Raw genomic sequence first — 12532 nt, forward strand, 5'->3', positions numbered from 1 at the left:
TCCTTGGCTGAAGAATCCCGCGCTCTCCTGTAAGGGAGCGTCGGGAGTATGTCAACAAAGAAGGTAGATTACAGTATCCATTATTTATGTAATATCTATTTTTACTTATAATCTCTATAATTATTGTTAGCCAAAGCTTTAAATGGTTATTATAAAAACTACATCTTGTGGTGCGGAATGTAGGTTTAAACTCCCAATAGCAGACCTTCCGTTAATTTTTTGGACGGAATGATATTCAGCAGCTATTGAGCGATCGTCTTTTTCAGCGTCCATTTTATTAAGGGGAAGTAGGGTAGATGGCGTAATGGCGTATTGGAGTATTTTTCAACCTTTTTCTCGTATTGCCTCTATCCCACTACCGACTCAGTGCCTCAAAAATTTTGCGGACATTGATCCCAAATAGGTTCTATATCATGTCTCCCTGGTCCCCTACTCCCTATGAAGTCGATAATATTAATTGGTCTAATTCTTGCTGCATTTGGGTGAGAACTTTTTGATAGCAAGCATCAACATAATCGCGATCGCTAGCTGCCTTACGTCCATAACGTTCAAACACAATGGGAGGACAAACCCGGGTATGGATTTGTACTGGAAAGGGGAAGTTAGGCAAAGGTCCAATAGCTAATCCCCAAGGCAAACCTATATAAATAGGAAATACTTCTGGATCAACATTAAATAACCAAGGTATTCCCCACTCATGAAGTTGCTTTGCTTGTTCATAAAAATCTGCTAGTATGATTAAAGTATCATGGGCACCATTAGAAATCATTGGCACAATAGGCACTTCTTCACGCAAAGCCAATTTTATAAAGCCTTTACGTCCAGCAAAATAAATTTTATCTCGCATAGAATGGGGGCGGAAAACATCAGGACCACCACCAGGATAAACAGCTACAGAGGCATTTCTTTGGAAGGCAGCGATCGCCATTTTAGGATGCGCTCTAACGGCTCCACATTGTACCGCTACGGGTGTACTGGGGAAAGCAGACCAGGCATTCTGGTGCATTAGTCCATAAACCAAACGTTCTGGACCAAACCTCTTAAACCAGTCATACATACACATATGCATATCTGGGGCTGGTAAACCGCCATTATGAGAGCCAACTATAAGAATTTTCTCATCAGGAATATGATGCCAACCATCAGTTTGAACACGAAAGTAATAGCGATAAAACCATTCCCACAATGGCATCATTGATTTAATTACTTCTGGATCACGGTCATCTAATGACCAACCATCATAAGGTTTACGGATATTTTGTTGATTAGCAGTCATTTTCAGTTATCAATTATCAGTTATCAGTTATCAGCACTTCCTGTAATAGGTAGGCTATGAAAATCAGAAATCTACTTTTTTTATCCCCTTGGAAGGAGAGGGTTGAGACATTATTTTTTGGTCAGCACTTGTATTTATTTTCGGTTGGTATTTACTATAGTATTAAGTATAGCGGATTAAAATTATTTGACATTAAATGCTGATTAATAGTTCTACAAAAAAGTAGCTATGAAATACAAAAAATTGTGCAAATATATGAATCTCCCCATCTCCTCATCTCCCCATCCCCTGTTGACTATTTAATGGTGGGAAATGGAAATTTTTTGGGTAGACTAAATAAACTTCTACCGAATCTAGATTGAATTTCTACATGACAGTTTAATGGAGCAGTATCAAAGTTACAAAAGTAAGCCGCAATTGGTTTTTTTTGACGGGGTTGGCATATTTGTAAATTATAACCATATTCTCTGGCTACGCTACCAAAATGATTGATAAATTTATAAATATCCATATATTCTTGCTTTTGCCAAGTTAATTGATTTACTACTAAAATTACCCATGTATCATCGGGGTTAACAAACCAAGTCTCAAGCAGTTCAGCACCAAAGAAATTTTGAGTTAACCATAGGCTAGGAATACTTGGTTTAGTTTGGGATAAAGGAGGTTGAGGTAGTTCGGAAATTGAACTTCTAGGACAGGTGGGAAAAATAACTTTAGGTGTAGCAGTTGCAGGAGGAAGGAAGAAGGTGGAAGGAAGAAGGAAGAAGGGAAAATATAGTAATAATTTTGGATTTAACATATTCAGTAAGAAGGAAGAAGGTGGAAGGAAGAAGGATAAATGTCTTTTTAAGTAAGAAGGTGGAAGGAAGAAGAAAGAAGGGGAAATGTCTCGGATAAATTAAATAATTATTGTCAGCATTCAGCTATTAGCTCTTTCATAAATAATGAATATATACTCTCTCAGTCAAAGTCAGTTTTTTCCAATATTTTTAATTATCCCTAAATTGATCAATACTAATTCCTACTCTAAACGCAATTAACTAATAGCTGATAGCTGACCGCTGAATTCTTACTAATTATTAATTTTTTTGATAACGCATTCCTGGTAATTGAGTCACTAATCCTAATAATTCTAACTGTAGTAGAGAACTAGAAACTTCCCCTGATGATAAACCTGTTTTTTGAATTATTAAATCTAACAGAATAGGTTCAGTAGAAATATGTTGAAAAATCTCAGATAACATTGGTTCTAAATCTGGTATATAATTCGTTTTTTTATCCTCAAATAAAGATAATTGTTCCGAAGATTTTCCCACATCGATATCTAAAGGTGGTATTGCTCCTAACATTTCTAATAATCTATCCATAGTAATTGGAATTACCTCGGCGCCCTTATTAATTAACTGTAAACAACCATGGGACTTTTCGTCATCTAAGCGAGCGGGTAAAACATAAACATCTCTACAAAATTCATTCGCCATATCTGCTGTAATTAAAGCACCAGATTTTTGCGGAGCTTCCATAACTAAAACTGCTCTACTTAATCCAGCAATAATTCTATTTCGTTGGGGAAAATGTTTTGAATTTGGTTTAGTTCCTGCCGGATATTCACTAACAGCTAATCCCTGTTTAACGACTTGTTCAGCTAAACTTTTATTTTCCCTGGGATAAACCATATCAACTCCATTTCCGAAGACAGCAATAGTCCTTCCCCCTGCTTCTAGACAAGCGCTATGAGCTTCTGTGTCAATTCCTGCTGCTAATCCCGAAACAATTGTAAACCCACTTTTTGCTAAAATTGAACTTATTTTTCGAGTCCAACGACGACCATATTCGGAAGGGTGTCTGGTGCCAACTATTCCTACTGTGGGAGTAATACCTTGTATTTCTTGGGGGTCTACTATGCCTCGATAGTATAGTAGAGGCGGAGGTGTGGGAATTTCTTGCAGGAGACGGGGATAGTCTGGATCTGCTGGTGTCCAAAAATTGGGGTTTTTCTCAATGTGTTCTTCTAGGAGTTGTTCTGGGTTGATGCGCGATCGCTCTTCGACTATTTTTTCTATTTTTTGACGGCCAAACCCTGATATGTGGCCTAATTCTGCCGAGCTTGCTGTCCAAGCTCTGGCCAGGGTCTCGAATTGTTGTTTGAGTTTTTGTAGAGCAATTGGACCTATACCGCTAATTTTTGCCCATGCTAACCAATAGGCGCGTTCTTCTGTCAATTATTTTGTCCCCTTGAGCAATGATTCAGTTTTGAATTTATTGTAGTGAACTTACACAGCTAATTTTGTGCATTAGGGGCAGGGGCGGGTTCATCAGATAATTTGTAACACCATTAATTTAACGCGGAATCGGCTACTATTTCCACTTTAACACAACTGGCAGTCACAGCAGTAGGTTGGCTGAAGAAACGAAACCCAAGAAACCTTTCAGAAGTCAGAAGTAATTCCTGATTCAGTTTCAACATTTAGCAATGTCCTAAATCTGCTATAAGGGAGTAAGATGCTCCCACTGGAATTGAAAACTACAACCCTTATAGAGACGTTCCATGGAACGTCCCTATTTTGTCTACTAAAATCAAAACTGCTCTAAAATATATAATCCAGTTTAAAAGTCGTCATTGCGACGAAAGGAAGCAATCTCAGGGGTTTAGGAGATTGCTTCCTTTCACTCCGTTCCAGTTGTAACGACTAGGCTATGGTAATTATCCAGATTTAATATAACTTCTGACTTCACAAACCCCTACGGTCAATTTTTTTCCTTTCTTCTCTTGACGTTTTATTCAACATTAGTTAAACTATATATATAGGAAACAAAAGAAAGCTTTCAAATATAACTAATTTATCTGACTGGTGGCAGCTAATTTATCGGCTGAAATCGAGGGATTTTTTGTAGAATTTTTGTCAAAAATTGGAGTAAAAAATATGACTAATAATATAGAAGTAGTTTTCAGTTTTGACACGACTGGTAGTATGTATCCTTGCCTAACTCAGGTACGTCGAAAAATTAAAAGTACCGTAACTCGATTAATCTCAGAAATTCCTGGTATTCGGATTGGAATAATTGCCCATGGAGATTATTGCGATCGCGCCTCTACCTATGTGACTAAACACTTAGAATTATCTCAAGATATAAATAGTATTTGTAATTTTGTGGAAAAGGTAGAAAGAACAGGTGGAGGAGATGCGCCGGAATGTTATGAATTAGTATTACATGAAGCTCAATCTTTGGCTTGGACGACTGAGGCAACTAAATCTTTAGTATTAATTGGAGATGATATTCCTCACCCACCAGCTCAAAATCCTCAAAGGCTAAATTGGCGACAAGAGCTGAATAAATTATCAGATATGGGAATAGCAGTATATGGAGTGCAAGCATTAAACCGTCGTCATGCCACAAAATTTTATCAAGAATTAGCAGAAAAATCTGGTGGTTTTCATATTGATTTAGACCAATTTGCTTATATTAACGATCTATTTTTAGCAGTTTGTTATCAACAATCTTCCGACGAACAATTGCAAAATTATGAACAGGAAGTTGTAGAAAATGGGCGGATGAGTCGTGGTTTAAGTAAGATTTTTAATACTATGTTAAACCGGGAAGAAACAACAGTTTATGAGTCGGCAGATTTACGGGCAGTTGTGCCGGGAAGGTTCCAAGTTTTAGAAGTGGATGAGAATAAACCGATTAAAAGTTTTGTGTTAGAAAATGGTTTAACTTTTAATAAAGGGCGTGGTTTTTATGAATTTACAAAGACAGAAACTATTCAGGGGAAAAAAGAAATTATTTTAATGGATCGGGCAACTGAAGATATGTTTGAAGGAGAAGCTGCACGGGAAATGTTGGGTTTGCCTCATGGGGCGACAGTGCGAATTAAACCTAATAATTTGGAGAAATATATGGTGTTTGTGCAGAGTACCTCGGTGAATCGGAAGTTGATTGGCGGTACTCGTTTTTTGTATGAGGTGGAAGACTGGGGTTAGAATTGAGAATTAAGAATTGAGAAGTAATCCCTGACTGAAAAAGTAGGCAATTTTTGAATTATTGGGCTAGTAAAATTAGGTTATTTGCGCGGATGGGTAGCTGTACAAGAGAGGAGGTGCAAAAAAATGGCTGAGGTTGAGTTTGGGAAAAGGTTTGAACTAGAAGGAGTGTTAAGGTGATTCGCGCAGTTTGCCAAATGCTTATGTGGTAATGGTTATGGCGTTTTATTTTGGAATGCCTCTTGTCAAGCTGTGGCTCGAAATGCTATATTTACTCATGTCCCGCGCAAATGTACCTTGAAAATTAAATATAGACTGGTTTCCACAACCCTGCTGTTTAAACTAATTAAAATCCCTATTAGGGATTGAAACTCACTCAAGCTTCAAGAGAGTAAATACCTATTGCTAGTTTAAACTAATTAAAATCCCTATTAGGGATTGAAACAGGCTCATTATTTTTTCTCCTTATTGTATTTCATTGTTTAAACTAATTAAAATCCCTATTAGGGATTGAAACCTAAATCTACTTCCTGAATTTTTAATTGTATATGTTTAAACTAATTAAAATCCCTATTAGGGATTGAAACGTTCTTTTTGTTTTTCTTGCTCCCAGTAAATCTGTTTAAACTAATTAAAATCCCTATTAGGGATTGAAACGTTTGGATGTGATACAGCGACATTAATTCTTAGGTTTAAACTAATTAAAATCCCTATTAGGGATTGAAACATAGAAAAAAATAAAGTAAAAGAAGAAATATACGATGATGTTTAAACTAATTAAAATCCCTATTAGGGATTGAAACTAACCTATTATATTCAGATAGCAATAATAAAATATGTTTAAACTAATTAAAATCCCTATTAGGGATTGAAACGGTGTTGGCGTTGATACTTCAATCAATTCAGAAGGTTTAAACTAATTAAAATCCCTATTAGGGATTGAAACTCATCTGTAATAGGCAATCTACTAAAAGTAGGCGTTTAAACTAATTAAAATCCCTATTAGGGATTGAAACCCCCAGCTCCCCGCAGTCGCTAATACTATCTGGTTTAAACTAATTAAAATCCCTATTAGGGATTGAAACAACAAGCGCTTTCGGGAACATATGCTTATCCCACCCCAGAGGTTTAAACTAATTAAAATCCCTATTAGGGATTGAAACACTATGGCAGAGATGATTGAATCCCTTCAGGACAGTTTAAACTAATTAAAATCCCTATTAGGGATTGAAACCAAGCCAAGTAAGCAGATATCGACCTTTAACTATATGTTTAAACTAATTAAAATCCCTATTAGGGATTGAAACGCTAATCCCACATTTCACCGCACTTATAGCAGGGTTTAAACTAACTAAGATCCCTATTAGGGATTGAAACACAGTATACACCAATATTCTTGACTTTAATTGATATATTAGTATCACCTAGTAAATACGAAAGAAAAGCATGAGTATCCAAAAGATATTTCATATTACATATATTCCGCTAAATCTTCTAATGGTTCATCAAAATCATCTGACATAATAATTTGACCTGCCCAACTACCATAACCCCGAACAGTTTCTATCTTTTCTGTGGATTGTTTATTATTTGGATATTTTTCTTGTAAATATTCTGCATAATGCAATAATTCAGTCTTCAGAGATTCAGGTAGATTAATAACAATTTTCCACAAAGCTAGATCGGTATTCATAATTTTTGTTAGACATAATTTATTTAAAAATAATATCATATATAGTAATTTTAGTAGAGTGTGTTTCCCTGCGGGACATGAAAATGAAATTTAACGCACTGCCATACAACGTAATAGATATAAACTGTTCAACAGTGCGTTACCGCGCATATAATATTTGATAGCTTAACCGTAGTTTGTAGTAAGCGCCTTTTCATGTCGGCTCTTAGCCGAAACACACCCTACCGGACTTATTATTATAGATATAGACAAACTTAATATATACAACATGATACAACTAAAAAAATGGCAGTTAGCAATACTCGCTATTCCCCTACTTGCTGTAGTCGCCTTCATAATGATATCCGCTGGCAGACAAATCAATAGTTGGGGTATCAACTGGATATGGGGAATATTTGCCCTTGTCTTTGTGGGTTGGCGTTGGTTGCTGGTCAAATGGACTCGACCTACAGTTTCACAAATGGAAGAGGTAATAGCAGAAGTTAACAAACAAATTCCCACCACAGACAACACGACAACCCCACCCATAGAAAACGAAGCTACCAAACAACTAGAAACTACCCTCCAAGAAATTCTCAAATCATGTCGTAACGACCCCCCATTCTGGGAAGACTGGCAAATATTCTGGCAACGTTGCCAAGAAGTTGTAGTTGCCGTTGCTAATGCTTACCATCCTGAAGTCAAATATCCTTTACTCAATATTTACATCCCTCAAGCTTACGGTTTAATTCGAGGTACTGTTGATGATGTAGACAGATGGATGCAAAAATTATCCCCTACTTTGAATCAAATAACTGTTGGTCAAGCATATCAGGGATATGAAATTTACCGGAAATTAGAACCCTCTGCTCGGAAACTTTTCCAAGCTTGGGGTTGGGCGCAATGGTTACTTAACCCCGTAGCAGCAGCAGCTAAAGTCGCTAGTCGCCGTTACAGCGAACAAGCAAACCAGGAATTGTTGGTAAATTTCAGTCAAATATTGCGGGAAGTGGCGTTGCGAAATTTATCTCGACAGGCGATCGCTCTTTATGGAGGTAGCAACTTAGAATTTTCTGAGTCTGCTATTCCGATTCCGAGTCTCCCGAAAGCAGAAACTCAAACCCTGGAACAAATTCTGGCAAAAGCTGAACCTGCGGAAACTGTTGAGCAAAAACCAGTTAATATTTTGTTAGTGGGGCGCACGGGAGCAGGTAAAAGTAGTTTAATTAATACTCTATTTCAAGCTGACCGCGCTGAAGTGGATGTTTTGCCGAGTACAGATGAAATTAAAAATTATCAGTGGCAAACTGAAATGGGAGAAACTCTCAATCTTTGGGATACCCCTGGTTACGAACAAGCTAACCGCACTGACCTGCGAAAATTAGTGCTTGACTATGCTCAAACTGCTGATTTATTGTTATTAGTTACTCCTGCTCTCGACCCCGCGCTACAAATGGATGTAGATTTTCTCCAAGACATGAAACAGGAAATTACAGATTTACCTGCTATTGTGATGATGACGCAAGTTGACCGTTTACGTCCGATGCGAGAATGGGAACCACCTTATGATTGGGTTTTTGGCAAACGTGCGAAGGAAAAGTCTATTCGGGAAGCGACTCAATATCGGGTAGAAATATTGGGAGATTTTTGTAATCAAGTTTTGCCTGTTGTGACGGCGGATATTCAAATTAATAGAAATGCTTGGAATGTTGATGCCATATCATTGTCTCTCGTAGAAGCTATTGCCCCTGCTAAACAACTACGTCTAGCTAGATTTTTGCGCGATCGCGAAGCTCGTTCTGTAGCAGCAGCAAAAATTATAGATCGTTATACTTTTCAAATGGCAACTACTCAAGGGTTAACTGCTTTGTTGAAAAGTCCGGTGTTGCAATTCATTGCTACTTTGACAACCGGTTCGCCAACTTTAGCTTATGTGCTAGCAGAAAAAATTCCTGTAGAAGATTTGCCTGTAGTTATTGGTAAATTACAGATGGCTTACGATTTGTTTTCCCTATTGAGTGGGGATGCAAATTTGGGTAGTTTTGACCTGTTAGCATTGTGGCCTTTATTATTAGAAAATCCCTCTTCACCAGACCGTAACGCTTGGGCATTTGGTCATGCTTTAGTTGAGTATTGGATGCAGAATTTAACTGTTGAACAATTGCGGGAAAGGTTCGAGAATTATTTGAAAATTTAAGCACTAGAAACCGGGTTTGTATTATATATTCACAATACCTAAATTTTTCCAGACAAATCCGGCAATGCATCGCATCATGCCACAACTATGTCGATTTGAGCTATAATATCTCCTAACTGCTAAAACAGTTGCTGTATATACTTTTTTGAACCATTTATCGAAGGATGATTGCTATGAATTTTATTAAAGTTGGTAAGATAGAAAAAGGTTTAATAGCAGTAATAACTCTAGGGATGGGTATTATTATTGCTAAGCCCAGTCTTGCTAAAAATACTATTGGAGATTTACAACGCGATCGCAATGTGACTATTTCCGGGCAAGTGATAGAAATTTCGGGCGATAAATTTATGGTTGATGATGGGACAAGGAAAATTTTAGTCTATCTTGATGATGGGAGACTCACGAATTTATTAGTGGGAAAAGAAGTAACAGTAGTTGGAGAAGATGACGATGATGATTTTGATGGTATATCTATTACTCGCCAAGATGGAAGTATAATTAATTTTCAGTTAGCTTCAGATGATGATGATGATGATGATGATGACTATGATGACGATGACGATGATGATGATGACGATGACGATGATGACTATGATGATGATGACGATGACGATGATGAGTAAGTAGTCGGGTGTGTTTCGCTGCGCGACATGAAAAGCGAAGCGTAACACACCGCAGCACGCCACAAATAAATGGTGCGTTACGGCGCAATGTAATTTTGATAGTTCAACCGTAGTTTGTAGTAAGCGCCTTTTCATGTCGGCTCTTAGCCGAAACGCACCCTACTGAACCAACACTACTGGATTGACACACCTTAAATGGTGCGTTACGATGGATTGCTAAATCCGTTTCATAGTTTGAATTTAAGCCATCTAACACACCCTACAATTTTGCACAAAATTAGCTGTGTCAGTCTAATCTCTGAAAATCCTAAAACCAAATCCTTATGAGCAACGGTATTCTAGACGATCGCTTTTTTACCAGACCAACCGACGGTCAAATTTTCTCATTCCCCATATTAATAGTGGGGGGTTCCACTGCAGCATATTCGGCAACCTTGGGTGCACTTAAAGCAGGGGCAAATGTTTGCCTTGTCCAACCCAAACAATTATTAGGCGGACAATTTACTACCCAAGCATTACCTGCTTCCGATGACCCTCAATTAGATCCAAAATTTAACCCAGGGGAAATATATGGAGATAAGGTAGATAGAGACAAATATGCTTTCTCCAAGACTCAATGGCTATTCCGCGAACGTAGTCGGGAACTACAACCAGTTAATGGTAACAAAATTGATAACCCTGGTGGGGGTTGGGTAAGTAATTTTGCCACAACAACTCTAGTTATGGCACAAGCCCTGAATGAAGCTATCCAAGATTTTCTCAACAATGGCAACTTAACCATTATTCCCTTTGCCGAACCTGTAGAAATTTTGTTTAGTCAGTCTGCTGATGAACGGCGACAAGTAACAGGTGTTGTATTTCAGGATGTGCAAAACGATATACAGTTCACAGTCAACGCTCAAATTACTATTGAAGCGACAGACTTGGGCGACTTGTTAGAATTGGGAAATATTGAGTCGCGAGTCGGACAAGAATCACAAAATGATACGGGTGAACCACTGCTACCCCAAACAGCTTTTCCCGAATGTCAGCAGTCAATTACTTTTTGCGCCGCTGTGGAAAAAACTGCTCAGGGTGGAGGTGTTCCCATCGGTAAACCAGAAGGTTATGGCGTCGAACCTTGGTTACAGACAGATAAATTTACCAGCAGTTATCAAGGGCGGGCATTTTTTGAGCGGTTTGCCATTTTTACTTATCGCCGAATCAAACGTTTCAAAGAGGGTTACATCCCAACAACCAGTAATGGCGATGTGACTATCCTGAATTATGAGTCGAATGATTATATACTGGGTTTACTGGTAGGGGTAAGTCGGAGCGATCGCCAAAAACATATTCAGGAAGCACGGGAATATACTCAAGCTTACATCCATTATTTACAGTCGCAAACACTGAAAACCAACAACTGGCCATTAATAGGTGAGGTAGGGGAGTTAAAACCACGGGGCGATCTAAGTTGGACGAATGATGGTATTGCTCTGGAACCCTATATCAGGGAGGCAAGACGAGGGATAGCATTAACAACTATTCTTTATCAAGATACTGCCCAACAATATTATGGGGAGCAAGCACGGGGGCGAACTTTTGATGATAGTGTTGGGATTGGTCATTATGCGTTGTTTGATATTCATCCCACTGATAACCCCAACCATCTTATTTTCAATAGTAAAGAGGAGATGAAATGTTTACCTTTTACTATTCCGTTAAAAGCAATGATACCTATTAGTACAGATAATCTGATATTATCGGCGAAAAGTATTGGTACAACCCATTTGAGTAATTCTGTATATCGGATGCACGCAGTTGAGTGGGCGATCGGGGAAGCGGGGGGTCATTTAGCTGCTTTTGCTCTGAATGAAGGAGTGGATGTGCGGACTATTGCGACAGATAAACGACTCATCTATAAATTTCAAGGTTTGTTAACTCGCAATCAAATTCCTCTATTCTGGTATAATGATATTGCCCATGACGACCCTGATTTTGAGGCGATCCAAATTCTGGCGACGGCAGGTTTTGTCAGGACAGAAAATTACAATCATTTATATTTTAATCCAGAGGGAACGGTAAACCGAGCAGTTGTTTCGGTAGCGGTGGTAAATGTGATGGGTTTTGAGTGGCTTAACCCTCAGTTTCCGACTTTTACTGATGTACCGAAGGAGCATTTTGCCTATCGTGCAGTTGAAACTATGGCAGCAAAAAGTATTGTTTCGGGGATTGGAAATGGATATTTTGCACCAAACTTACGATGTACGCGGGAGCAGTTAGCATTTATTATTGGTAAAAGTGGAGATTTTGATGTGTATCAATTATTTGGTAATTCTGGTACACCTCTAGATAGTCAACCTTTGAAACGACGGGAGTTGTCTAGGATATTGTATTTGGTGTTGCGATCGCAATACGGCATTGATTAAATTACGAGAAACCGGGTTTGTATTGTATATTTGAAAATACTTAAATATTTGGGGACAAACCCGGTTTCTTGACACGGGAGCAAGATGCTCCCATTGCCATTTCTCGTAACAAAAATAATTCTGATGCACCACAATCAAAAATTACAGCAATTTTTCCAATTTGGTAGAATATTACAGCAGATTCCAAGTAGATGAAGTACAGATATTAATTATTAAATCTATCCAGTGCGAGCATCTTGCTCGCGTGGGTGTACCTCACCAAGGTGGAATACGCTGTAATATCATGTCCGGATAATTAGTTATCAAAAAAACTTGCTCCTCTATAGAACCCATTTGGTATCTTTTCCGTCCAAGGTTATACTAAGTAGCGATC

At 38.2% G+C, this 12532-nt stretch carries 10 protein-coding genes and 1 CRISPR repeat array; of the genes, 4 read left to right on the forward strand and 6 right to left on the reverse strand.

Annotated features, from left to right (window positions below; all coding sequences use genetic code 11):
- Window positions 1–138 precede the first annotated feature (138 nt).
- The 4 genes from ACP6PL_RS20595 to dprA form a co-directional block, all read right to left on the reverse strand.
- Window positions 139–273, reverse strand: coding sequence for a hypothetical protein (locus ACP6PL_RS20595; RefSeq protein ID WP_426547143.1), 135 nt, complete (start codon window positions 271–273; stop codon window positions 139–141).
- Between the two features lie 163 nt (window positions 274–436).
- The gene (locus ACP6PL_RS20600; RefSeq protein WP_426547144.1) at window positions 437–1276 is read right to left on the reverse strand and encodes a lysophospholipid acyltransferase family protein; all 840 of its coding nucleotides are present in this window, start codon (window positions 1274–1276) and stop codon (window positions 437–439) included.
- Between the two features lie 295 nt (window positions 1277–1571).
- Window positions 1572–2075 (reverse strand): hypothetical protein, encoded by a 504-nt coding sequence (locus ACP6PL_RS20605; protein ID WP_426547145.1) that lies wholly within the window; start codon window positions 2073–2075, stop codon window positions 1572–1574.
- A gap of 280 nt (window positions 2076–2355) precedes the next feature.
- The gene (gene dprA, locus ACP6PL_RS20610; protein ID WP_426547146.1) at window positions 2356–3498 is read right to left on the reverse strand and encodes a DNA-processing protein DprA; all 1143 of its coding nucleotides are present in this window, start codon (window positions 3496–3498) and stop codon (window positions 2356–2358) included.
- Window positions 3499–4200: 702 nt separating this feature from the next.
- Between dprA and ACP6PL_RS20615 the strand changes: the two genes are divergently transcribed.
- Window positions 4201–5259, forward strand: a complete 1059-nt coding sequence (locus ACP6PL_RS20615; protein ID WP_426547147.1) for a vWA domain-containing protein — start codon at window positions 4201–4203, stop codon at window positions 5257–5259.
- A 335-nt stretch (window positions 5260–5594) separates the two neighbouring features.
- Window positions 5595–6636: a CRISPR direct-repeat array (repeat unit 37 nt; unit sequence GTTTAAACTAATTAAAATCCCTATTAGGGATTGAAAC).
- A gap of 94 nt (window positions 6637–6730) precedes the next feature.
- Here the strand turns inward: ACP6PL_RS20615 and vapB are convergent.
- Window positions 6731–6952 carry a type II toxin-antitoxin system VapB family antitoxin gene (vapB, locus tag ACP6PL_RS20620; protein WP_426547148.1) on the reverse strand — a complete coding sequence of 74 codons (222 nt, stop codon included), beginning with the start codon at window positions 6950–6952 and terminating at the stop codon, window positions 6731–6733.
- A 268-nt stretch (window positions 6953–7220) separates the two neighbouring features.
- Between vapB and ACP6PL_RS20625 the strand changes: the two genes are divergently transcribed.
- The 3 genes from ACP6PL_RS20625 (at window position 7221) to ACP6PL_RS20635 (ending at window position 12159) form a co-directional block, all read left to right on the forward strand.
- A complete protein-coding gene (locus ACP6PL_RS20625; protein WP_426547149.1) occupies window positions 7221–9128 on the forward strand; it encodes a GTPase family protein in 1908 nt (635 codons plus the stop codon).
- 173 nt (window positions 9129–9301) lie between these two features.
- Window positions 9302–9751 carry a hypothetical protein gene (locus ACP6PL_RS20630; RefSeq protein WP_426547150.1) on the forward strand — a complete coding sequence of 150 codons (450 nt, stop codon included), beginning with the start codon at window positions 9302–9304 and terminating at the stop codon, window positions 9749–9751.
- Between the two features lie 323 nt (window positions 9752–10074).
- Window positions 10075–12159, forward strand: coding sequence for an FAD-dependent oxidoreductase (locus ACP6PL_RS20635; RefSeq protein WP_426547151.1), 2085 nt, complete (start codon window positions 10075–10077; stop codon window positions 12157–12159).
- Window positions 12160–12199: 40 nt separating this feature from the next.
- Here the strand turns inward: ACP6PL_RS20635 and ACP6PL_RS20640 are convergent, their stop codons facing one another.
- Window positions 12200–12346 carry a hypothetical protein gene (locus tag ACP6PL_RS20640; RefSeq protein ID WP_426547152.1) on the reverse strand — a complete coding sequence of 49 codons (147 nt, stop codon included), beginning with the start codon at window positions 12344–12346 and terminating at the stop codon, window positions 12200–12202.
- Between the last annotated feature and the right edge of the window lie 186 nt (window positions 12347–12532).

This window comes from Dapis purpurea BLCC-M126, from assembly GCF_050015975.1.
Lineage (GTDB): Bacteria > Cyanobacteriota > Cyanobacteriia > Cyanobacteriales > Microcoleaceae > Trichodesmium.

Bases quoted from the DNA above. Each gene is read 5' to 3' on its own strand.
- ACP6PL_RS20625 (WP_426547149.1), top strand. From the start codon at position 7,221: ATGATACAACTAAAAAAATGGCAGTTAGCAATACTCGCTATTCCCCTA.
- ACP6PL_RS20600 (WP_426547144.1), bottom strand. From the start codon at position 1,276: ATGACTGCTAATCAACAAAATATCCGTAAACCTTATGATGGTTGGTCA.
- ACP6PL_RS20605 (WP_426547145.1), bottom strand. From the start codon at position 2,075: ATGTTAAATCCAAAATTATTACTATATTTTCCCTTCTTCCTTCTTCCT.
- ACP6PL_RS20595 (WP_426547143.1), bottom strand. From the start codon at position 273: ATGGACGCTGAAAAAGACGATCGCTCAATAGCTGCTGAATATCATTCC.
- ACP6PL_RS20615 (WP_426547147.1), top strand. From the start codon at position 4,201: ATGACTAATAATATAGAAGTAGTTTTCAGTTTTGACACGACTGGTAGT.
- ACP6PL_RS20635 (WP_426547151.1), top strand. From the start codon at position 10,075: ATGAGCAACGGTATTCTAGACGATCGCTTTTTTACCAGACCAACCGAC.
- ACP6PL_RS20630 (WP_426547150.1), top strand. From the start codon at position 9,302: ATGAATTTTATTAAAGTTGGTAAGATAGAAAAAGGTTTAATAGCAGTA.
- vapB (WP_426547148.1), bottom strand. From the start codon at position 6,952: ATGAATACCGATCTAGCTTTGTGGAAAATTGTTATTAATCTACCTGAA.